Genomic DNA, 20,924 nt, shown 5'->3' on the forward strand with positions numbered 1-20,924 from the left:
GGTGAGGTATCGGCTTTTGGGCCTGCCGATGTCCCCCGAGAACGACCTCGCACCCCCCGAGTCGGGGGACAGGGGCGGGGCCGCGGTCGGGGGCACCAGACTGGGGCTGGGGCGCACGGACCGCGGCCGGGAACGGTTCGGGGTCGCGCTCTATGTCGACTTCGCGGCGCGGGACGGCGACTGGGCGGCGTACCGGAAGGGCTGGAACTGATCTCCGGGCACGCCGCCACAGGGCAGATCAGATGGAGAAGCGCTCCTTGGCGAGCAGCGGACGCACCTTCGACCGGAACCCACCGGTCCGGAACGGCCGCTGCAGCAGACCCGGACGGATCGCCTGGGCCAGCGCCGCGGCGATCATGCCCTGGTCGAGAGCGAGCATGTAGTCACTGACCCGCCCGGTGCCGACGTTGACGGAGTCCCGGAATCCGTATCCGGCGTGGTAGGCACCGAAGTCACGGTCGAGCGCACGCAGGTTGGCGATCGCCTCGTCCGGCGCGTAGGGCAGGGCGAGGAAGGAGGCGTGCGGGGTGACCACACCGTTGGTGAACGCCGAGGGAGGCGGCAGCAGCTCACCGTCCGTGGTGTACGTACGGTCGGTGTTGGAGGCGTATCCGTCGACCTGCATGCCGATCGCGTCGACGCCGTACTCCTGGTACCCGCCCTCGGGAATGTTGGCGGGGGAGAAGCCCCAGTACCCGTACTCCGCTTCCTTCATGCCGTGTTCGATCTGGCTGCGGACGTAGCGCCGGTGCGTGAGGCCCCAGGACCGCGGCGACCACTCCGGCTCCGGCACGAACAGCGGCACCATCAGGGCCTCGAACATCGACCCGCCCCAGGTGGGGACGATCTTCCGGCCGCGGTGGGTGTAGTGCCCCTGCCAGACGCGTACGCCGTCCATGGTGACGTAGCTCCCCTGCGGGTGCTGCTCCTGCCCGTTCTCGGGGAGCATCGTGCGCAGCAGGTGCCAGTAGTGGTCGGTGGGCAGCGAGCCGTCCGCGAGGCCCAGGTAACTGGCCATGCGGGGCTCGGTGTTGAGCGCGCCGTAGTGATGGCCGGTGGGCTCCTCGGTGTCGGTCCAGAACCCGCCGCGCAGCTGACCGGGGCCTGCGACGGGGTCGGCCGGGTCGTACGGCGTGTAGTAGTACGACCAGTCGGCGGTGGCCAGGATGCGGGCGATGCGGGGGCGCAGGGCGGGCGAGGCGTCGGCGGCGATGCGCAGACCGGTGATCAGCCAGGCGTTGTCGACGGAGGAGAGGAACGGACGCACGGGGTCGCCGCTGCCGGGCCACTGGGTCAGGACCGAACCGTCGTGCGCGTCGTACCAGTTGAGCCAGAAGCCGTGGTGGCGCTCCAGCTTCTCGACGGCCCCGACGGTGCGTTCCAGCCTGCGTTCCATCGTGGCATCGCTGATCACGCCGAGCCCGGCCGCGGCGACGGTCGACCAGAGGCCGCAGCCGATGTTGGTGGGGGACGTCTGGCGCGACTGGACGGGGGCGGTGCCGCTGACGTCGATCTTGTCGACGGCGAGACCGAAGTCGGTCGTCATCGCCTCGATCGAGCGGTAGGTGTCGCGGAACCAGCGCAGGAGCAGTGGTGAGTCCGAGCCGCGCACGGATTGCGCGGCGCCTGCCGACGGCGCGGATACGGCTCCGAGGGACAGGGCGGCAGCCCCTGTTCCCGCGGCGGTGAGAAACGTGCGACGGTCCATCAGAACCTCTCGAAGAAGAAGAGCCACCGACTGTGGGCGGTGGGCGGATTTCGTTCGTCGGTCGTGACTGAGGCGCGGGGCGCCGTGATACGCACGGCACCCGCGCCGGCGCCGCACGTGGGCGGGGCTGGAACACGTGCGGCGCCGCACGCGGGCGGAGCTGTACGGGAACCGGCGTCCGTCAGGTACCGCCGGTTCCCGTACGGGCGGGAGCTGTCAGGTCGCTCCCGGTCGGGGGCCGACGTCAGTCGGCGATGCGCGGCAGCGCGCGCGTGCGGCCCATCTCGCCCAGCCAGACGGCGGACGGCTTGGGCAGGCGCTCGAAGGTCTCCGGGTTCCAGCCGATCAGACCGAAGGTCGGCTTGTAGGAGCCCCACTCGTAGTTGTCGAGCGCGCTCCAGGCCAGGTAGCCCTGGATGTTCAGGCCGTCCTCCAGCGCGGACGCGACCTCGTTCAGCGCGCCGGTGTAGTAGTCGATCCGGCGGCTGTCGTCGTCGGTCGCGATGCCGTTCTCGGTCACGATCAGCGGTACGTCCTTGCCGACGACCTCGGCGGTGTGGCGCAGCGCGTAGCCGACAGCGGAGGGGTAGTACTCCCACTGCGTGAGGGTGCGCTCGACGCCTTCGGCCGTGGGTATGGGTCCCTCGGTGCCGATCTTGGTCCGGGTGTAGGACTGCACACCGATCCAGTCGTCGCCGCGGGCGGCCTCGATGAAGATGTCCTCGCGGGGGTGACGGTAGGCCGCGGTGACCTCCTCGGCGCCGGGCAGGGCCTGGTAGACCTGGTTGGCGATGGTCCAGCCGACCTGGATGCCGGCACCGATCGCCCTGACCTCCTTGACGGCCGCGTGGTGCGCGGCGATGACGGCCTGGGTGGTCTCGTCGTCGGGGGTCGGCAGACCGGCGGGCGGGAAGCTGTTGTCGCCACGCTTGGCCTGGCCCGCCATCACGGCGATCATGTTCGGCTCATTGATGGTGCAGACGTGGCTGACGCCCTCGCCGATCACCGGTGCACAGGCCGCGACGTAGCGGGCGAAGAGCTCGACCGCGCCGTCGGCGGTCCAGCCGCCGCGCGCCTCGAACCACTGCGGCACGGTGAAGTGGTGCAGGGTGATCATGGGGCGCAGGCCGCGCTCGACGGCGCCCTCGACCATGCGGCGGTAGTGGGCGAGTTCGGCCCGGGAGAACTGGCCCTCGGCCGGTTCGATGCGCGCCCACTCGATGGAGAACCGGTAGTCGGTGAAGCCCAGTCCGGCGAGCACGTCCATGTCCTCGTGCCAGCGGTGGTAGCTGTCGCAGGCGTCCAGGCTGGGCTCCTGGATGTGGGTGCCCGCGGCGTGCTCCTTGACCCACCAGTCGCTGTTGGTGTTGTTGCCCTCGATCTGATGGGCGGCCGTGGAGGCACCCCACAGGAAGCCTTCGGGGAACGGGACCTGGGTGTGAGTCATCGCAAACTGTCTTTCTGGTGATGAAGGGGTGTGGCCGTCGGGGGTGTGGGGTGCGGCCTCGTACGTTTCGGTGGGGCGGCCGGGACGGGCCGGCCTGCCCAGGGGGACGGCTACTTCATGCCGGCCGTCGCGATGCCCTGGGTGAAGTGCCGCTGGAGAGCGATGAACAGGACCACGACAGGCAGGACGACCAGCAGGGATCCGGCCATCAGCATGCCGTTGGATCCGCCCGCCTTGTTGGGGTCGGTGGCGAAGGTGGCCAGGGCGACCGGGAGGGTGTACTTGTCGGGGTCGTTGGTCGCGATGAGCGGCCAGACGAAGTTGTTCCAGGAGCCCAGGAACGTGAAGATCGAGAGCGTCGCGAGGGCGGGCTTCACCAGCGGCATCACGATCCGCCAGAAGATGTACCACTCACCGGCGCCGTCCATCCGGGCCGCTTCCAGCAGCTCGTCCGGGATCGACTGCATGAACTGCCGCATCAGGAAGACGCCGAAGGCTCCGGCGGCGAACGGCAGCACCAGACCGGCGTACGAGTCGATCAGGTGCAGCCTGCTCATCAGCACGAAGAGCGGCAGCAGCATCAGGTTGCCGGGCACCATCAGGGCGCCGAGAACCAGGCCGAAGATCTTGTTGCGTCCGGCGAAGTTCAGCTTGGCCAGGGCGTACCCGAGCATCGAGCAGAACACCAGGTTCGAGACGGTGACCAGCACCGCCACGATGACCGAGTTCATGAAGTACAGCGGCAGATCCAGCTTGTCGAGCAGGTTCCGGAAGTTCTCCAGGGTCCACTCGGTCGGGATCCACACGGGCGGGCTGGCCGTCAGCTCCGCCTGCGTCTTGAAGGCCGAGAGCGCCATCCACAGGAACGGCGCCGACATGATCAGCAGACCGACCGAGAGCAGGACGTAGACGAGGGGACGCTTCAGGTTGCGGGGCTTCTTCGCCTCGGACGGCCGTGTGTCCCCGGGCTTCTTCGACGGCGCCGTCGAGACGGCGCCCGGTGCACTGGTGGCGCTCATTTCGTGTTGTCCTTCAGCAGTCGGAGCTGCAGCACCGTGATGCCCATGATCACTACGAAGAGGACATACGCCATGGCACTCGCATAGCCCATGTGGAAGAAGTTGAAGCCCTCGCGGTACATGTTCAGCGAGACCGTGAGCGTGGAGTCCGAGGGACCGCCCTGGGTCATCACGAACGGCTCCTCGAAGACATTGAGGTAGCCGATGGTCGTGATCACCGTGGCGTAGAGCAGCGTGGGCCGCAGCAGGGGCACGGTGATGCCCTTGAACTCCTGCCAGACACCGGCACCGTCCAGCCGCGCGGCCTCCCGTACCTCGGTGGGAATGGCCTGCAGACCGGCGATGAAGAGCACCATGACCGTGCCGAGGTTGCGCCAGACCGCCATCGCGATCATCGAGGGCATGGCGAGCGTCTCGGAGCCCAGGAAGTCGGGCGAGGTGAGGCCCACTTCGGAGAAGAGACCCGCGACCAGCCCGTCGCTCGGGTCGAGCACGAACCGCCAGACCACGGCGACCGCGACGATGGTCGTGACCACCGGGGCGTAGAAGCCGACGCGGAAGAAGGTCCGCGCCCGGTCGATGCCGTTGTTCAGCAGTACGGCGACGACCAGCCCGAGGAAGATCGTCAGCGGGACGCCGATCACCACGAAGTACGCCGTGTTGAACAGCGACTTGAGGAACTTGTCGTCGCTGAAAAGATTGACGTAGTTCTCGAAGCCGATGAAGTTCGCGTCCATCGGGTGCGTCACATTGCGCAGCCCGAAGTCGGTGAAGCTCATCACCAGCGTCGCGAGGATCGGGAACGCCATGAAGACGAGGAAGAGGACGAGGAAGGGAGTGGAGAACAGCCAGCCGGCCAGGTTCTGCACACCCATCGAGGACTTCTTGCCACCCCGGCGACCTGCGGGCCCGGTGGCCGGGGACTCGGAAGCCCCCGGCCCGGCCTGCACCTTGGCCGGCTGAGCGGCCTTTGAGGTCATGGTGCGCATGACTCCTACTTCACGAGGCCTTCGATTTCGGACTGGGCCGTCTTGAGGGCGTCCTCGGCGGACGCCTTGCCCTGGGTGACCTTGGCGATGGCCTGGTCGACCTTGTCGGTGATCTCCGCCCAGTTGGACAGCGACGGGGAGGACTTGGCGGTGTCCATCTGCTTCTTGAAGACCTGGAGGCCGGCGTCGTCGGCGAGGTCGCCGGAGGTCCAGGCCGAGGTGTTGGCCGGCAGGTCCTTGGTGCGCTTGTACCAGTCGGCCTGGCCCTCGGTGTCCGTCAGGTACTTGATGAACTCGGTGGCGGCAGCCTTGTGCTCACTGTCCTTGGAGATCACCAGGGAGGAGCCGCCGGCCATGGAGACCGAGGACTTGTCGGCGGGCACATTGGCCACCGCCCACTTGCCCTTGATCTGCGGCTGGCCCTCGTTCAGCAGGGTGACGTGCCAAGGGCCGCCGAAGAACATCGGGACGCGGCCGTTGCCGAAGTCCTTCACCACGTCGTAGCCGGGCTGCACGGACTTGTTGGAGAGCCCCTTGTCGAAGTACGAGCCGTACTCCTTGAGCGCCTTGACGGCCTCGGGGCTGTCGATGACAACTTCGCCCTTGTCGTTGACGATCTCGCCGCCGGCCGAGTACAGGAAGGAGTAGAAGTTCTGCACCGTGTCCAGGCCGCTGGGCTGGATGGACAGGCCCCACTTGGTTCCGGCCTTCTTCTGGTAGGCCGTCGCGAGGTCCTGCATCTCCTTCCAGTCGGTCGGAGCCTTGGTGACGCCGGCCTTCTCGGCCAGGTCGGTGCGGTAGTAGAGGACGCGGGTGTCGACGTACCACGGCACGCCGTACGCCTGACCGTCCACCTCGCCCTCCTTCCAGCCGGATGCGAAGAAGTCCTTCTCGTCGAACGTCTTGGTGTCGACCGGCTCCAGAACGCCGAGCTCGGCGAACTCGCCCATGTAGGTCCCGCCCATCTGGGCCACGTCCGGCAGCGTGCCGGCGGCGGCCGCGGAGACCAGCTTCTGGTGGGCGACGTCCCAGCCGACCGGGGTCACCTTGACGGTGATGTTCGGGTTGGCCTTCTCGTAGACCTTGGCCACATCTGCGAGCTTCTCGCCCTCGGCCCCCATGGCCCAGACGGTGATCGTCTGCTTCTTGTCCGCGGCGACGTCGTCGCCACCGGAACTGCCGCACGCGGTGATGCCGAAAGTGAGCGCGGCTGCGACTGCGATACCGATCGAGGCGTTTCTGGCGGTGCGGGGCATGGAGGGCTCCTCCTCGAGCAATCCGAATGTATGCGCTGCCTGTAAGCGCATACATCACTCTGCGACAGAGATTCAGGAATCCGCAAGAGGGTGCTAGGTCACACTCGTGCAACGTGCTGGACATCTGAATGTTCAACTTGGCACGGTATGCGCGACGTTTGTGAAATTGGAAACGATGTGACCTATTTCGCGGTGTTGATCCGCGTGCTCAATGGTCTGCACCGGCATGGGTGGGGGGCGATATTGTCGTGATCATGACTCCGTTCGAACATGACTTCCCCTTCGATCCGGCTTACGGGCGCACGCTCGACGACCTGCTGCTCATCCCCGCTCCCGCCGCCCCGGACGACTTCGACGCCTTCTGGCGGGCCCGGTACGAGGAGGCCCGCAAGGTCGCCACGGAGCCGGAGATCGGCCCGCTGGAGGACGAGCGCGACGGTGTACGGATTCACGGCGTGACGTTCACGTCGGTGGGCGGGGCGCGGCTCGGGGGCTGGGTCGCGCTGCCCGCCGAGGGGGGCGCGGAGTACGGATTCGTCATCGGGCACGGTTACGGAGGCCGGCAGGAGCCGGGCTCCGACGTGCCGCTGCCATTGCCCCGGGCAGCGGCGATCCTGCCGTGCGTACGGGGCATGGGAGCGCGTGGCCTGCGTCCGGGCATCCCGGACGTGGCCGACGGCCATGTGCTGCACGGCATCGAGTCGCGCGAGCGCTATGTGATCGGCGACTGCGTGGCGGACCTGTGGTGCGCGGCGTCTGCGCTGCACGAACTGGTGCCGGAACTGGCGCCCGGGGAGGGCGGAGCGCGGCTCGGATACCTCGGAGAGAGCTTCGGCGGCGGGCTCGGTGCGCTGGCTCTGCCCTGGGACGACCGGTTCGGGGCCGCGCAGCTGACGGTGCCGACCTTCGGCAATCATCCGTTGCGGCTCACGCTGCCGTGTGTGGGGAGCGGGGAAGCGGTGCGGGGCTACCGCCGGGAGCACCCCGAGGTCACCGAGGTGCTGCGGTACTTCGACGCCGCCACGGCTGCGACGCGGCTGGAGCTGCCCACTCTGGTGGCTGCGGCGCTCTTCGATCCCTCGGTGCCGCCGCCGGGACAGTTCGCCGTGCACAACGCGCTGGCCGGTGAGCGCGAGCTGCGGGTGCTGAGCGCGGGGCACTTCGAGCACGAGGGGCTGGTGGCGGAGGTGGCGGAGCTGCGGGCGGCCCGGCGGGGGTTCTTCGGGGCGCGGCTGGGGCGGTGACGTCGGGGCGGGGTGGTGGCCGGGGTTGCGGCCCTTGCCGCCCGTGGCATCGCACGTCGGAGCCCAGCCCACACGCGACCGGCGGTGCGAGCGGGGCGAGGGCCTGCGCGCTGGGCTGTGCTGATCGCCACCGCTCAGCGGACCGCGACCTACTCGTCGCGAGTCACCCGGGCGTGATCCGTCACCACCCGCCGGAACAGGTCGTGCCCGGTGCGCCCGCTGTGGCCGAGCGCCCAGTCCTGGGCCCCGGCCTGCTCGTCCCGGGCGCCGGATTCGGCTCCGCAGCCATCAGCGACACAGAATGCCTCGAATGCCACCCTGCCATCGAGGGCGTGCCGGATCGTGTGCGGCACGTAGCGATACACGGTGTGCGTCATTGGTCGTCCCTCCCGTGGGGGTGCTGACGGATCTCGACGTTGCAATCCACGACACCGGAGAGGTCTCGCAGCCGATAGCACTCGGTGCGCTGCGCCAGCAGCGCCGTGCACACATCGCAGCCGGGGTCTTCCGGCTCGGGGTCCGGCGCGGGAAAGGGATTGCGCTGTTCGACCTGCTGCCACAGTCCCCGTGCCATGCCGTGTCCTTTCACCGCCGCTGATGACGAGATCGTCGTGCTGGTCACCGGGACGGTGGAACCTCGTACGTTTCCCACTTCGGGACGTCCCGCGGCATGTAGAACGTCCATATGCAGAACGAGCGGTTAAGAGCCGTCATGGCATCCGGCGGGTGGACTCATGCCGCCCTTGCGAGCGTCACGGGCGTGGACCCCAAGAGCGTGGAACGGTGGGTCAACCTCGGGCGCACTCCTCGACGGGCCACGGCGCTGCAGGCCGCCGAGACCTTGGGCGAGGACGTCCATGCACTCTGGCCGGCGCTCCGACAGGCACGCGCGGCACGGGCCGTCAGTCCGGAGCTCGTCGCTCTCTACGACCAGCGGGCAGACCTTCCGGTATCAGTGTTCGTGGACCTCCTCGGGGTGGCACGTGAGCGGATCGACATGCTGGTCTACGCGGCAGTGTTCCTGCACGAGGCGTTTCCCCGGCTGAACGATCTTCTCCGGGAGCGTGCTGCCGACGGGTGCGAGGTCCGGATCGCGGTAGGCGACGCCGACAGCGAAAACGTGCAACAGCGAGGGCGGGAAGAGAAGTTCGGGCACGGTATCGAATCGCGCTGTCGACTCGCTCTCCTGCACTACCGGCCGCTGGCCGACGTACCAGGGATTGAACTGCGGACACACTCCACGACGCTCTACAACAGCCTGTTCCGGGCGGACAACCAGGTGTTGGTCAATGCCCACGTCTGGGGCGTGAACGCGTACGGTGCGCCCGTGTGGCACCTTCGCCGCCATGGCGACGGAGGCTTGTTCGACACCTACGCGGACAGTTTCAACGCCGTGTGGCAGACAGCGCGTCCCGTGGAGGAGTGATCCGATGGCCCGGACCGAGTACTACGACGATCCCCACGCGCCCAAGCCGAACAGCATGGTCGTGGCAGCCTCGGCGGTCGTAGCCGACAGCGAGGGCCGCATCCTCCTGCAACGCCGCCGGGACAACGACCTGTGGGCCCTGCCTGGCGGAGGCATGGACCTGAGCGATTCGCTGCCCGGCACGGCCGTCCGCGAGGTCAAGGAGGAGACCGGATTCGACGTGGAGGTCACGGGGCTGGTCGGCATGTACACCGACCCCCGGCACATCATCGAGTACAGCGACGGGGAGGTGAGGCGACAGTTCAACGTCTGCTTCACCGCGCGCATCACCGGGGGTGCGCCGGCCATCTCGGACGAGAGCACGGAACTGCGCTTCGTGAAACCGGCAGAACTCGACTCGCTGCCCATGCATCACACGCAGCGCCTTCGGCTGCGCCATTTCCTGGAGTGCCGCTCTGCCCCCTACCTGGGGTAGCGGCGCTCCGGCCGAACCTTCCTTGGAACTCGCGTGGCCTTCCAGGGGCCGATTCCGGCGCAAACACCGGTGGGTTCGCCCTCGGGCCGGCTCGAACGGCGAGGGCTTCGTCTCAGGGGCCGGACGGGCTCGATCTGCCCGCGCTTGCGTGTGGCGTCCCCGTCAGCCGCAGCCGCAGCTCGCGCGGCGGATCAGGGATACCGGGAGCATGAGCGATACCGGTTCGCGCCCGCTGCTGCCCAGGCGCTGCACCAGCAACTCGACGGCCTGTTCGCCGAGTTGGCGGATCGGCTGGCGTACGGTCGTCAGTGGCGGCCGTACGATCCGGCTCAGCGGAATTCCGTCGAAGCCGGTCACCGCGATGTCCTCGGGCACCCGCACCCCGCGCCGCTCCAGTGCGCGCAGTGCGCCCACCGCCATCTGGTCATTGGCGAACAGCACGCCCTGTGGCCATTCGGTCTCCCGGTCGAGCAGTGCCTCCGCGGCCCGCGCGCCCTCGGCCTGCGTCATCATCTCGGCCCGCAGGTCCGGCTCGTCCGGCACCGGCAGCCCGGCGTCGCGGCACGCCTCCTGGAAGCCGAGGAAGCGCGCCTCGGCGTCCGGCGAGTCGACATCGCCCCCGACGAAGGCGAGCCTGCGCAGCCCGTGGTCCTCGATGAGATGACGGGCCAGCTCGCGCTCCCCGTCGGCGTTCGCGACGACGATGTGGTCGAGATGGTCGATCTCGCGAGGTCCGGCGAGCATCACCACCGGCAGCCGGCGCGAAATCACTTCGAGGTCCTCGGTCGGCACGGTCTGCGCCAGTACCGCGAAGCCGTCGACCCGTCCCGCGACCTTCGCGACGAGGCTCTCGGGCCCGCCCTCCAGCGAGGCGGCGATCAGCAGCGCGTAACCGTGCCGGCGCGCCGCCCGCTCCATGCCGCGGATGATCTGGTCGGAGTAGAGCATCACCGCGTCGTCGGCGTCGCTGTCCGCCTCCGCGTCGGCCTCGGCGTCGGCGTCGGCGTAGTCGGGGAAGCAGAGACCGAGCACGCCGGTGGTCCGGCTGGCCAGGCCCCGGGCGTTCCCGCTGGGTACGTAACCGAGCTGGCGGGCGGCTTCGAGGACCCGCTCGCGGGTCTGGGCACGGACCGAATCGGGGGTGCGGTAGACCCGCGAGACCGTGGCAATGGAGACGCCCGACCGCTCGGCGACGTCGTACACCGTTGGGGCGCTCACTCGACCGACCGTCCGCTTCTTCTTCCGTACCGAAGCACCTGCTGTTGCACGTACCACCCTCTTTTGAAAGCGCATTCACCCTAGATCGCGGGCCGTGTGACGAGCAAGACCGTCCCCGCTCCCTGGCTGAAAGATAGACAGGCAACCTTGCAAGATGGCCTGTACATCTTCTACGCTGAAGGAATGCCGGAACCGACCGAAGCCATGCCCGCCGACCCTGATGCCGAGCTGAGCGCCGAGCAACTGGCGACGCGGCTCACCGCAGTGGTCAGCCGACTGCTGCGGCGGCTGCGCACCACCTCGTCGGACAGCCTGCTCACTCCGACGCAGCGCTCGGTGCTCGCCGGACTGGAGCGTGAGGGCCCGGCCACCACGGCCGCGCTGGCCCGTGCCGAGTACGTGCGTCCGCAGTCCATGCGGCTGACTCTCGGCGCACTGGAGAGCCAGGGGCTCGTCGAGCGGGCACCCGATCCGACCGACGGCCGGAAGTCGGTGATGTCGATCACGGAGACCGGACTCACGGCGCTCGCCGCGGTCCGGACCGCCAAGCACAACTGGCTCGCCGAGGCCATCGCCGCCGAGCTCGACGGGGCCGAACGCCGCACGGTCGCCGAGGCCACCGATCTGCTCGACCGACTGGTCGGGAAGTGACCGGTCAACCGCCCGGCCGCGAGGCGCCCCCGGAAGCGATACGGAAGGCGGCGCCGCCTCCCGTACCCGCACCGGAAACCCTCACCGATCGAACAGTCCCTCTCGGAGGAGCGTCATCATGACCGCCACCACCCTGGACCCGAAGACCGCCCTGGTCGTCGTCGACCTTCAGAAGGGCATCGTCAGCCGGTCCACCGCCCCCCACCCCGCCGCCGACGCCGTCGCCAACTCCGCGACCCTCGCCGACGCCTTCCGCGCCAAGGGCCTCCCGGTCGTCCTGGTCCGTGTCACCGGCGGCGCCCCCGGCCGGAACGAGGGCCCGGCTCAGTCCGGGCAGCCGGCCGCCGACTGGGCGGACATCGTGCCCGAGCTCGGCCCGCGCGAGGGCGACATCGTGGTCACCAAGCGCACCTGGGGCGCCTTCTACGGCACCGACCTCGACCTCCAGCTGCGCCGCCTCGGCGTCACCCAGGTCGTCGTCACGGGCGTGGCGACCAGCATCGGCGTCGAGTCCACCGCCCGCTCCGCCCACGAGTACGGCTACCACGTCACCGTCGTCACGGACGCCGTCACCGACCTGGACGCCGACACCCACCGCAACAGCGTCGAGAAGATCTTCCCGAGGCTCGGCGAGACGGACACCACCGAGGCGATCGTCAAGCTGCTCGGCTGACCTTCACGTCCGGTCCCCGCGCCGGCCGATCTTGTTGCCCAGCCACACCAACGGGTCGTACTTGCGGTCCACGGCCCGTTCCTTCAGCGGGATCAGCGCATTGTCGGTGATCTTGATGTGTTCGGGGCACACCTCCGTACAGCACTTCGTGATGTTGCAGTAGCCGAGCCCGTGCTCCTCCTGGGCCGTCGCCTTCCGGTCGAGTCCCGACTCGGCGGCGGCGTCCAGGGGGTGCATGTCCAGCTCGGCGATCCGCATCAGGAAGCGCGGTCCGGCGAACGCCGTCTTGTTCTCCTCGTGGTCGCGCACCACATGGCAGGTGTCCTGGCACAGGAAGCACTCGATGCACTTGCGGAACTCCTGCGAGCGGTCCACGTCGACCTGTTGCATCCGGTAGTCGCCCGCCTTCACCCCCTGCGGGGGTACGAAGGCGGGCACTTCCCGTGCCTTGGCGTAGTTGAACGTCACATCCGTCACCAGATCGCGGACGACCGGGAAGGCCCGCAGCGGGGTGACCGTGATCGTCTCCTCGCGGCCGAACACCGACATGCGTGTCATGCACATCAGCCGCGGCCTGCCGTTGATCTCCGCGCTGCACGAACCGCACTTGCCCGCCTTGCAGTTCCAGCGCACCGCCAGATCGCCCGCCTGGGTGGACTGGATCCGGTGGATGATGTCGAGGACGACCTCGCCGTCGTTCACCTCGACCTCGAAGTCCTCCAGGTCACCGCCGTCCGGGTCCCCGCGCCACACCCTGAACTGCGCGTTGTAGCTGCTCACTGGTACAGCTCCTCTTCGGCCAGGTACTTGACCAGCTCCTCCTTCTCGAAGAGGGAGAGCAGATCCGGACGGATGGGTTCGGTCGTCTTCCGTACGAGTTCGATCCGGCCGTCCGACGCATCCTGGGCAGCCTCGTCGGCCAGCCGGCACAGCAGATTGGCCGGGCGCCAGGAGCGTTCCATCGCCGGACAGTCCTCGCGGGTGTGACCGCCGCGGCTCTCCGTACGCTCCAGCGCGGCCCGGGCGATGCACTCGCTGACCAGCAGCATGTTCCGCAGGTCCAGGGCGAGGTGCCAGCCGGGGTTGAACTGCCGGTGTCCCTCGATGCCGGCGCGCCGTGCCCGTAGCCGCAGCGTGGCCAGTTTCTCCAGGGCCTGCTCCATCTCGGGCGCCCGCCGGATGATGCCGACCAGGTCGTTCATGGTCTGCTGGAGTTCCTGGTGGAGGGTGTACGGATTCTCCGCGGGCTCCCCGGCCGTATCCGGCTCCCCGGCGCTGAACGGACGCAGGGCCTCCGCCGCTGCCGCGTCTATCTGCTCGTTGTCCACCACCGGCGGGGCGCCGATGGCGTCCGCGTACTCGGCGGCGTGCAGCCCGGCCCGCCGCCCGAAGACCAGCAGGTCGGAGAGGGAGTTCCCACCGAGCCGGTTGGATCCGTGCATGCCGCCGGCGACCTCGCCCGCCGCGTACAGACCGGGCACGGCCACCGCGGCCGCGGTGTCGGAGTCGACGGCGATCCCGCCCATCACGTAGTGACAGGTCGGGCCGACCTCCATCGCCTCCGCCGTGATGTCGACATCCGCCAGCTCCTTGAACTGGTGGTACATCGAAGGCAGCCGCCGCCGGATCGTGTCCGCGGGCATCCGGGTCGACACATCCAGGAACACCCCGCCGTGCGGCGAGCCGCGGCCCGCCTTCACCTCGGAGTTGATGGCGCGGGCGACCTCGTCGCGCGGCAGCAGCTCGGGCGGGCGGCGGTTGTGGTCCGGGTCCTCGTACCAGCGGTCGCCCTCCTCCTCCGACTGTGCGTACTTCTCCTTGAACACATCGGGGACGTAGTCGAACATGAACCGCTTGCCCTCGGAGTTGCGCAGTACCCCGCCGTCGCCGCGCACCGATTCGGTGACGAGAATCCCCTTCACCGACGGGGGCCAGACCATGCCGGTCGGGTGGAACTGCACGAACTCCATGTTCAGCAGGGGTGCGCCCGCCAGCAGCGCGAGGGCGTGGCCGTCGCCGGTGTACTCCCAGGAGTTCGACGTCACCTTGAAGGACTTGCCGATGCCGCCGGTGGCGAGGACGACCGCGGGGGCTTCGAGCACGAAGAAGCGGCCGGACTCGCGCTCGTAGCAGAAGGTGCCGGAGACCCGTTGCCCATCCTTGAGGACGCGGGTGACGGTGCACTCCTGGAAGACCTTCAACCGGGCTTCGTAGTCGCCGTGTTCGCGGTAGTCCTCCTGTTGCAGCGAGACGATCTTCTGCTGGAGGGTCCGGATCAGTTCGAGGCCGGTACGGTCCCCGACGTGCGCGAGGCGCGGGTACTCATGGCCGCCGAAGTTGCGCTGGGAGATCTTTCCGTCCGGCGTACGGTCGAAGAGCGCGCCCCAGGTCTCCAGCTCCCAGACCCGGTCGGGCGCCTCCTTGGCGTGCAGCTCAGCCATCCGCCACTGGTTGAGGAACTTCCCGCCGCGCATGGTGTCGCGGAAGTGCACCTGCCAGTTGTCCCCGGAGTTCACATTGCCCATGGACGCGGCGATTCCGCCCTCCGCCATGACCGTGTGCGCCTTGCCGAAGAGCGATTTGCAGATGACCGCGGTACGGGCCCCGCGCTCGCGCGCCTCGATGGCCGCGCGCAGCCCGGCGCCTCCGGCACCGACCACGACGACGTCCCACTGCTGCCGTTCGAGCTCTGTCATTCAGAAAAACCTCGGATCGTCGAAGGCGCCGGAGGCGACGAGATAGACGTAGAAGTCGGCGAGCGCCACGCTGATCAGCGAGGCCCAGGCGAGCAGCATGTGCCGGGCGTTGAGCCGGCCCGCCCAGCCCCACAGCCGGTAGCGCACGGGGTGCTTGGAGAAGTGCCGCAGCCGGCCGCCGATGATGTGGCGGCAGGAGTGGCAGGACAGCGTGTACGCCCAGATCAGGGTGATGTTCGCCAGGAAGATCAGCGAGCCGAGACCCATGTGGCCCCAGGCGTAGTGCTCGTCGCGGAAGGAGAGCACGGTGTCGTACGTGAGGATCCCGGCGACCGGCACCGCGGCGTAGAAGAAGTACCGGTGGATGTTCTGCATGATCAGCGGGAAGCGGGTCTCGCCGGTGTATTTCGTGTGCGGCTCGGCGACCGCGCAGGCCGGGGGCGATGCCCAGAAGCCCCGGTAGTAGGCCTTGCGGTAGTAGTAGCAGGTCAGCCGGAAGCCGAGCGGGAAGATCAGGATCAGCAGCGCGGGGGAGAGGCCCCACCAACTGCCGAAGAGTTCCCAGTTCGGGCCGTGCCGCATGGGGGCGCAGTTCTCCGCCAGACAGGGCGAGTAGAACGGCGACACATAGGGGGCGGCGTAGTAGTCGGCGTTCGAGAAGGCCCGCCACGTCGAGTAGACGATGAAGGCGAGCAGCCCGCCGGCCGTCAGAGCCGGCGCCAGCCACCAGCGGTCGGTGCGCAGATGGCGGGCGGCGATGGCGGCCCGGGTGGCGTGGTGGACGCCTGTCGTCCGTGGCGCCGCCGTAATCGGTCGAGGTGGTTCCGTACCTGGTTCCGTACCGGTGGCCAAGGAGCTCTCCTAGGGGGCGTGCCGGCCCCGGACGCCCAGACCTTCGTCGTCCGAGTCCGTCCACAGGGTGGCGTCGTACGGCGCTTCGCTGATCGTGATGACGCCGTCGACGGGTTCGGTGCGACCGGCGGCTTCGAGCGGCGCCGGCCCGGCTTCCGCCTCGCGCAGCAGCGCAAGGCTCCGCTCCAGCCGGCCGACGTTGCGGACCAGGTCGTCGAGGCAGTGCTGAATCGCCGTCAATTCTTCGTGCAGTGACATGACTTGCTCTCACTTCCGCAGTTGCGGGTGGTCATGTTCATGCGCCTGAGAGTGTCGCGCGTCACACCCCGGTTGTGAAGGGTGCGTGCCTTCCCGGTCTCGCGGGGTGTTCCGCCGCACGGGTGAGGTTCGAGGGCGTTGACGCCGTGTCTGCGCCGCCTCTCGCGCGGGGGCGCCTTCAGTGGACGGACGGAACCAGTGTGATCAACTGCAAATGCCACCAGAAACGCACAATCCGGCCCATTCGCGTGCGGGTGGGCCGGGCCGGCCCCGGAGGTATCAGCCATGTCCCACGTCGGCGTCCCGCGGGGGACGGCCCGAAAGCGCCGCTCGCTCGCGCTCCTCACGACGGGTGTGCTGACGCTCCCCGTGCTGGCCGGCTGCAGCTCCGACGACGGCGGCGGCTCCACCGCGGCCGTCGTCCCCCAGGACATCGCGGTCGCGGCCCGGAACCTGGTCGCCGCAGGGGGCACGGTCAACTGGGCGATCGACGCGGTGCCCACCACCCTCAACGCCTTCCAGGCCGACGCGAACAGCTCCACGACCCGCATCACGGGCGCCGTGCTGCCGACGCTCTTCCCGCTGGACGCCAAGGGCAGGCCGCAGCTGGACCCGGACTATCTGGAGTCCGCGAAGGTGGTCGAGCGCGAGCCCAAGCAGGTGGTGCTCTACCGGATCAACCCGCAGGCGGTGTGGAGCGACGGCCGGGACATCGGGGCGTCCGACTTCGTGGCCCAGTGGCGGGCGCTGAACGGCAAGGACTCGGCCTTCTGGACCGCCCGCAACGCCGGCTACGAGCGGATCGAGAAGATCGAGCGCGGCGCCGACGACCAGGAGGTCCGGGTCACGTTCGCCAAGCCGTACGCGGACTGGCGCTCGCTCTTCTCCCCGCTGTACCCGAAGGAGGTGACGGGCTCCCCCGACGCCTTCAACGACGGTGCGCGGACCACTCTCAAGGCCACTGCGGGACCGTTTCTGCTGGGCAGCGTGGACACGGCGAAGGGCGAGGTCACCCTGGTCCGCAATCCGCGCTGGTGGGGCGGCCGGGCCAAGCTCGACTCGCTGGTCTTCCGGGCAGTCAAGCCGCAGGACCGCACCGAGGCCCTGACCGAGGGGAAGGTCGACGTCGCCGACATCGACGCCGCAGCCGCGCACCGGATCGTGCAGGCTGCCGACGACAAGGGCGGCAACGGACAGCCGCTCGCCCAGGGCCCCGGTTCCGGTTCCGGGTCCGGGACCGGCCCGGCCGCCGCACTGCGCTCCTGGGCCGAGGCGCACGGTTCGGACGAAGAGGTGGCGGCGGCCGCCCAGGCGGCCAGGGAGAAGAACCGGGCAGCCGCCGAGGCGTACGCCGCCGAGCAGGGCAAGCTGCGCGCGTATGCGGTCCGCAAGTCGCTGGAGCCTGCCTACACCCAGCTCGCACTGAACGGCGAGTCCGGGCCGCTCGCCGACGAGCGGGTGCGCAGGGCCGTCGCCCGGGCCCTGAACCGCCAGGAACTGGTCGACACCGTGCTCAAACCGCTCGGCCTGCCCGCCACACCGCTCGGCAGCCACCTGGCCCTGGCCGGACAGCCGGCGTACAAGGACAACAGCGGCGCACTCGGCGGCCAGGACACCGAGGAGGCGCAGGCGCTGCTGGCCGACGCGGGCTGGACGCGGGAGGGTGCGATCAAGAAGCCGGACGGCGCCAAGGCGGGCAGCGAGGTCGAGAAGAAGGGCAAGAAGGAGAAGGACACCACCGCCGGGAAGGGCGACAAGGCGGCCTCGTCCGAGAAGCCCGGCAGGACCGGCAGCAGCGCCGGCGCCAAGGCCGACGACGGCAAGGCCGACAACGCCGCTCCCGGGCGCGAGCACGCCGCCGACGATGTACAGGCCGTCGTCGGCGACGACAACAAGCCCGGCGCCGGCGACGGAGCCGGCAACGCCCCCCAGGTCCTCGCCCCCGCCACCGCCGCCGCGTTCCACAGCGCCGCTCTGCTGCGCCAGGCCGGATACCTGACCGAGACGGGCACCACCGAGAACGTCCCCTCCGAGGTCGCCGCCCAGGACCGGCGGCCGGGCGGCGCCGCCGGTGCGTACGCCCCCGCGGGCACGGCGGCCCCCGCCCAGGCCCCCGACGCGCGCCGCGGCCCGCTCGGCAAGGACGGCAAGGCGCTGAGCCTGCGCTTCGTCCTGCCGGCCGGTCCCGGGTCGGAGCCGCTGCGCGCCGTCGGGGACAAGATCGCGGCGATGCTCGACTCGATCGGCATCAGTACGGCCATCACCAAGGTCTCCGACGACAGCTACTTCCAGGACCACATCGCTGCCGGCGACTACGACCTGGCGCTGTACTCCTGGCCCGCCACCGCCTACCCGGCGACCGACGACCGCCCGATCTTCGCCAAGCCGGTGCCGGCCACCGACGGCTCCCTGCTCGTCGAGCAGAACTACACCCGCGTCGGTACGGACCACATCGACCAGCTCTTCGAGCAGGCGGTCTCGGAGCTCGACGAGGGGACCGCCCGGGATCTGATGAAACAGGCGGACGCCCGGATCTGGGCCGCCGCTGGATCGATTCCGCTTTATCAGCGTCCACAGCTCGTGGCGACCGACAGAAAGCTGGCGAACGTCGGCGCCTTCGGCTTCGGCGTACCCCACTACCAGGACATCGGTTTCAAGAAGCCGCAGCCCGCCGGAGCTCCGGCAAACAAGAAGAAGTAGCAGGTCAGAACGGCGCCGGAAGCTCAGAACTGGCTCAAATTCCTTGCCCGCCGGGGCTCCGGCGGGCAAGCTCGTGTTTCGACCGGACCCGAGCTGCCCGCCCCCCCACACGCCCCCCACGGGGCCTTGCGGAGCCCCCACGGATCTCCCCACGGATCCCTCCGCATCCCCTCCTCCTGCCACGCACACCCACCTGGCACAGCCCCGATACTGAGGTAATACCGGCCGAATATCGGTTGAAGAGTGGCTTAAGACCGGTCTCGCGGATCGGGCCGGGAAGCCCGGGACGCGCCAGCCCCGTACCATGGGGGGTAGCCGTGGCGCGTCCGCCCGGCGGGCGTACGAGGACCCGAGAGCGACTGAGACGCCTGATCCCACGATCCGAGAGAAGCGCAAGCCACCCATGCCCACGCGCCACGACATCCGTAACGTAGCCATCGTCGCCCACGTCGACCACGGCAAGACCACGCTGGTCGACGCCATGCTCAAGCAGGCCGGCGCCTTCGCCGCGCACGCCGCCGAGCACCTCGACGACCGCATGATGGACTCGAACGACCTGGAGCGTGAGAAGGGCATCACGATCCTCGCCAAGAACACGGCGGTGAAGTATCACCCCAAGGACGGCGGGGACCCGATCACGATCAACATCATCGACACCCCCGGCCACGCCGACTTCGGCGGCGAGGTCGAGCGCGGTCTGTCGATGGTGGACGCGGTCGTGCTGCTCGTCGATGCCTCCGAGGGCCCGCTCCCGCAGACCCGCTTCGTGCTGCGCAAGGCGCTCGCCGCGAAGATGCCGGTCATCCTCTGCATCAACAAGACGGACCGCCCCGACTCCCGGATCGCCGAGGTCGTCGACGAGACGTACGACCTGTTCCTGGACCTGGACGCGGACGAGGACCAGATCGAGTTCCCGATCGTCTACGCCTGCGCCCGTGACGGCGTCGCCTCGCTGACCAAGCCGGAGGACGGCACCGTCCCGGCCGACAGCGAGAACCTGGAGCCGTTCTTCAACACGATCCTGTCGCACGTCCCGGCCCCGGAGTACGACGACGAGGCCCCGCTGCAGGCCCACGTCACCAACCTGGACGCCGACAACTTCCTCGGCCGTATCGCGCTCTGCCGCGTCGAGCAGGGCGAGCTGCGCAAGGGCCAGACCGTCACCTGGATCAAGCGCGACGGCACGATGTCCAGCGTCCGCATCACCGAGCTGCTGATGACCGAGGCGCTCACCCGCAAGCCGGCCGAGAAGGCGGGCCCGGGCGACATCTGCGCCATCGCCGGTATCCCGGACATCATGATCGGCGAGACCCTGGCCGACCCCGAGAACCCGATCGCGCTGCCGCTGATCACGGTCGACGAGCCGGCCATCTCGATGACCATCGGCACGAACACCTCGCCGCTCGTCGGCAAGGGCGGCAAGGGCCACAAGGTCACCGCCCGCCAGGTGAAGGACCGTCTCGACCGCGAGCTGATCGGTAACGTCTCGCTCCGCGTCCTGGACACCGAGCGCCCCGACGCCTGGGAGGTCCAGGGCCGTGGTGAGCTCGCGCTGGCCATCCTCGTCGAGCAGATGCGCCGTGAGGGCTTCGAGCTCACGGTCGGCAAGCCGGAGGTCGTCACCAAGCAGGTCGACGGCAAGACGCACGAGCCGATCGAGCGCATGACGATCGACTCCCCCGAGGAGCACCTCGGTGCGATCACGCAGCTGATGGCGACCCGCAAGGGCCGCATGGAGACGATGACGAACCACGGTTCGGGCTGGGTCCGCATGGAGTGGATCGTCCCGTCCCGCGGCCTCATCGGCTTCCGTACGGAGTTCCTGACGCAGACCCGCGGTACCGGCATCGCGCACTCCATCTTCGAGGGCCACGAGCCGTGGTTCGGCGAGCTGCGCACCCGTCACAACGGCTCGCTGGTCGCGGACCGCTCGGGTTCGGTGACCCCGTTCGCCATGGTCAACCTCCAGGAGCGCGGTGTCATCTTCACCGAGGCCGGCACCGAGGTCTACGAGGGCATGATCGTCGGCGAGAACTCCCGCGCCGACGACATGGACGTGAACATCACCAAGGAGAAGAAGCTCACCAACATGCGTGCGGCTTCCGCGGACACCACGGAGAACGTGGTCCCGGCCCGCAAGCTCTCCCTGGAGCAGTCCCTCGAGTTCTGCCGCGAGGACGAGTGCATCGAGGTGACCCCGGAGACCGTGCGTATCCGCAAGGTCGTCCTGGACCAGAAGGAGCGCGGCCGCGCCGCTTCGCGCGCCAAGCGCTGATCCCTGATCCGAGCACAGCCGCCGAGAGGCCCGGCTC

The 20,924-nt window shown here is 69.1% G+C and carries 19 protein-coding genes and 1 pseudogene; 8 read left to right on the top strand and 12 right to left on the bottom strand.

Annotation, left to right across the window (positions count from 1 at the left end):
• Positions 1–211 (top strand): annotated as a pseudogene (locus ACFVYE_RS37385) (hypothetical protein); the annotation flags it as partial.
• A gap of 27 nt (positions 212–238) precedes the next feature.
• Here the strand turns inward: ACFVYE_RS37385 and ACFVYE_RS37390 are convergent.
• The 5 genes from ACFVYE_RS37390 to ACFVYE_RS37410 form a co-directional block, all read right to left on the bottom strand.
• Positions 239–1,708: a glucoamylase family protein gene (locus tag ACFVYE_RS37390; protein WP_383975956.1), complete on the bottom strand. Its 1,470-nt coding sequence runs from the start codon at positions 1,706–1,708 to the stop codon at positions 239–241.
• Positions 1,709–1,952: 244 nt separating this feature from the next.
• Positions 1,953–3,155, bottom strand: coding sequence for a glycoside hydrolase family 1 protein (locus tag ACFVYE_RS37395; RefSeq protein ID WP_383974006.1), 1,203 nt, complete (start codon positions 3,153–3,155; stop codon positions 1,953–1,955).
• Between the two features lie 110 nt (positions 3,156–3,265).
• Positions 3,266–4,174 carry a carbohydrate ABC transporter permease gene (locus tag ACFVYE_RS37400; RefSeq protein WP_383974003.1) on the bottom strand — a complete coding sequence of 303 codons (909 nt, stop codon included), beginning with the start codon at positions 4,172–4,174 and terminating at the stop codon, positions 3,266–3,268.
• Positions 4,171–5,163, bottom strand: a complete 993-nt coding sequence (locus ACFVYE_RS37405) for a carbohydrate ABC transporter permease (RefSeq protein WP_093896853.1) — start codon at positions 5,161–5,163, stop codon at positions 4,171–4,173. The genes ACFVYE_RS37400 and ACFVYE_RS37405 overlap by 4 nt, the downstream gene beginning before the upstream one ends.
• A gap of 5 nt (positions 5,164–5,168) precedes the next feature.
• Complete coding sequence (locus tag ACFVYE_RS37410) at positions 5,169–6,419, bottom strand: sugar ABC transporter substrate-binding protein (RefSeq protein ID WP_383974000.1); 1,251 nt, start codon at positions 6,417–6,419, stop codon at positions 5,169–5,171.
• A 254-nt stretch (positions 6,420–6,673) separates the two neighbouring features.
• On the opposite strand from ACFVYE_RS37410, the gene ACFVYE_RS37415 reads away from it, so the two are divergent.
• Complete coding sequence (locus tag ACFVYE_RS37415) at positions 6,674–7,663, top strand: acetylxylan esterase (RefSeq protein ID WP_389608425.1); 990 nt, start codon at positions 6,674–6,676, stop codon at positions 7,661–7,663.
• A gap of 149 nt (positions 7,664–7,812) precedes the next feature.
• Here ACFVYE_RS37415 and ACFVYE_RS37420 read toward each other — a convergent pair whose 3' ends face one another.
• Together ACFVYE_RS37420 and ACFVYE_RS37425 are read right to left on the bottom strand one after the other, a co-directional pair.
• The gene (locus ACFVYE_RS37420) at positions 7,813–8,040 is read right to left on the bottom strand and encodes a hypothetical protein (RefSeq protein WP_383973994.1); all 228 of its coding nucleotides are present in this window, start codon (positions 8,038–8,040) and stop codon (positions 7,813–7,815) included.
• Positions 8,037–8,237: a hypothetical protein gene (locus ACFVYE_RS37425; RefSeq protein WP_389608426.1), complete on the bottom strand. Its 201-nt coding sequence runs from the start codon at positions 8,235–8,237 to the stop codon at positions 8,037–8,039. The genes ACFVYE_RS37420 and ACFVYE_RS37425 overlap by 4 nt, the downstream gene beginning before the upstream one ends.
• Positions 8,238–8,348: 111 nt before the next feature.
• Here ACFVYE_RS37425 and ACFVYE_RS37430 point away from each other — a divergent pair, with 111 nt between their 5' ends.
• A complete protein-coding gene (locus tag ACFVYE_RS37430; protein ID WP_389608427.1) occupies positions 8,349–9,089 on the top strand; it encodes an XRE family transcriptional regulator in 741 nt (246 codons plus the stop codon).
• 4 nt (positions 9,090–9,093) lie between these two features.
• The gene (locus ACFVYE_RS37435) at positions 9,094–9,564 is read left to right on the top strand and encodes an NUDIX domain-containing protein (protein WP_383973986.1); all 471 of its coding nucleotides are present in this window, start codon (positions 9,094–9,096) and stop codon (positions 9,562–9,564) included.
• A 162-nt stretch (positions 9,565–9,726) separates the two neighbouring features.
• Here the strand turns inward: ACFVYE_RS37435 and ACFVYE_RS37440 are convergent, their stop codons facing one another.
• Positions 9,727–10,782: a LacI family DNA-binding transcriptional regulator gene (locus tag ACFVYE_RS37440; protein WP_383973983.1), complete on the bottom strand. Its 1,056-nt coding sequence runs from the start codon at positions 10,780–10,782 to the stop codon at positions 9,727–9,729.
• A 204-nt stretch (positions 10,783–10,986) separates the two neighbouring features.
• Between ACFVYE_RS37440 and ACFVYE_RS37445 the strand changes: the two genes are divergently transcribed.
• Complete coding sequence (locus tag ACFVYE_RS37445; protein ID WP_389608430.1) at positions 10,987–11,433, top strand: MarR family winged helix-turn-helix transcriptional regulator; 447 nt, start codon at positions 10,987–10,989, stop codon at positions 11,431–11,433.
• Positions 11,434–11,551: 118 nt separating this feature from the next.
• Positions 11,552–12,106, top strand: a complete 555-nt coding sequence (locus tag ACFVYE_RS37450; RefSeq protein ID WP_383973981.1) for an isochorismatase family protein — start codon at positions 11,552–11,554, stop codon at positions 12,104–12,106.
• 3 nt (positions 12,107–12,109) lie between these two features.
• Here ACFVYE_RS37450 and ACFVYE_RS37455 read toward each other — a convergent pair whose 3' ends face one another.
• Genes ACFVYE_RS37455 through ACFVYE_RS37470 form a run of 4 tightly spaced genes read right to left on the bottom strand, consistent with a single transcriptional unit; the run spans position 12,110 to position 15,912 of the window.
• Positions 12,110–12,886, bottom strand: coding sequence for a succinate dehydrogenase/fumarate reductase iron-sulfur subunit (locus ACFVYE_RS37455; protein ID WP_389608428.1), 777 nt, complete (start codon positions 12,884–12,886; stop codon positions 12,110–12,112).
• Entirely contained in the window at positions 12,883–14,802 is a 1,920-nt protein-coding gene (locus ACFVYE_RS37460) for a fumarate reductase/succinate dehydrogenase flavoprotein subunit (RefSeq protein ID WP_389608429.1), read from the bottom strand. The genes ACFVYE_RS37455 and ACFVYE_RS37460 overlap by 4 nt, the downstream gene beginning before the upstream one ends.
• Positions 14,803–15,654, bottom strand: a complete 852-nt coding sequence (locus tag ACFVYE_RS37465) for a hypothetical protein (RefSeq protein WP_383973974.1) — start codon at positions 15,652–15,654, stop codon at positions 14,803–14,805.
• Positions 15,655–15,663: 9 nt separating this feature from the next.
• Positions 15,664–15,912: a hypothetical protein gene (locus ACFVYE_RS37470; protein WP_383973971.1), complete on the bottom strand. Its 249-nt coding sequence runs from the start codon at positions 15,910–15,912 to the stop codon at positions 15,664–15,666.
• A 285-nt stretch (positions 15,913–16,197) separates the two neighbouring features.
• Between ACFVYE_RS37470 and ACFVYE_RS37475 the strand changes: the two genes are divergently transcribed.
• A complete protein-coding gene (locus ACFVYE_RS37475) occupies positions 16,198–18,612 on the top strand; it encodes an ABC transporter family substrate-binding protein (protein ID WP_383973968.1) in 2,415 nt (804 codons plus the stop codon).
• 403 nt (positions 18,613–19,015) lie between these two features.
• Positions 19,016–20,887, top strand: coding sequence for a translational GTPase TypA (typA, locus tag ACFVYE_RS37480; RefSeq protein ID WP_383973965.1), 1,872 nt, complete (start codon positions 19,016–19,018; stop codon positions 20,885–20,887).
• Positions 20,888–20,924: the final 37 nt, after the last annotated feature.

Origin of the sequence: Streptomyces sp. NPDC058239, assembly GCF_042882185.1 — a bacterium.
GTDB lineage: Bacteria > Actinomycetota > Actinomycetes > Streptomycetales > Streptomycetaceae > Streptomyces.

Bases quoted from the DNA above. Each gene is read 5' to 3' on its own strand.
- ACFVYE_RS37390 (WP_383975956.1), bottom strand. From the start codon at position 1,708: ATGGACCGTCGCACGTTTCTCACCGCCGCGGGAACAGGGGCTGCCGCC.
- ACFVYE_RS37395 (WP_383974006.1), bottom strand. From the start codon at position 3,155: ATGACTCACACCCAGGTCCCGTTCCCCGAAGGCTTCCTGTGGGGTGCC.
- ACFVYE_RS37400 (WP_383974003.1), bottom strand. From the start codon at position 4,174: ATGAGCGCCACCAGTGCACCGGGCGCCGTCTCGACGGCGCCGTCGAAG.
- ACFVYE_RS37405 (WP_093896853.1), bottom strand. From the start codon at position 5,163: ATGCGCACCATGACCTCAAAGGCCGCTCAGCCGGCCAAGGTGCAGGCC.
- ACFVYE_RS37410 (WP_383974000.1), bottom strand. From the start codon at position 6,419: ATGCCCCGCACCGCCAGAAACGCCTCGATCGGTATCGCAGTCGCAGCC.
- ACFVYE_RS37415 (WP_389608425.1), top strand. From the start codon at position 6,674: ATGACTCCGTTCGAACATGACTTCCCCTTCGATCCGGCTTACGGGCGC.
- ACFVYE_RS37420 (WP_383973994.1), bottom strand. From the start codon at position 8,040: ATGACGCACACCGTGTATCGCTACGTGCCGCACACGATCCGGCACGCC.
- ACFVYE_RS37425 (WP_389608426.1), bottom strand. From the start codon at position 8,237: ATGGCACGGGGACTGTGGCAGCAGGTCGAACAGCGCAATCCCTTTCCC.
- ACFVYE_RS37430 (WP_389608427.1), top strand. From the start codon at position 8,349: ATGCAGAACGAGCGGTTAAGAGCCGTCATGGCATCCGGCGGGTGGACT.
- ACFVYE_RS37435 (WP_383973986.1), top strand. From the start codon at position 9,094: ATGGCCCGGACCGAGTACTACGACGATCCCCACGCGCCCAAGCCGAAC.
- ACFVYE_RS37445 (WP_389608430.1), top strand. From the start codon at position 10,987: ATGCCCGCCGACCCTGATGCCGAGCTGAGCGCCGAGCAACTGGCGACG.
- ACFVYE_RS37450 (WP_383973981.1), top strand. From the start codon at position 11,552: ATGACCGCCACCACCCTGGACCCGAAGACCGCCCTGGTCGTCGTCGAC.
- ACFVYE_RS37460 (WP_389608429.1), bottom strand. From the start codon at position 14,802: ATGACAGAGCTCGAACGGCAGCAGTGGGACGTCGTCGTGGTCGGTGCC.
- ACFVYE_RS37470 (WP_383973971.1), bottom strand. From the start codon at position 15,912: ATGTCACTGCACGAAGAATTGACGGCGATTCAGCACTGCCTCGACGAC.
- ACFVYE_RS37475 (WP_383973968.1), top strand. From the start codon at position 16,198: ATGTCCCACGTCGGCGTCCCGCGGGGGACGGCCCGAAAGCGCCGCTCG.
- typA (WP_383973965.1), top strand. From the start codon at position 19,016: ATGCCCACGCGCCACGACATCCGTAACGTAGCCATCGTCGCCCACGTC.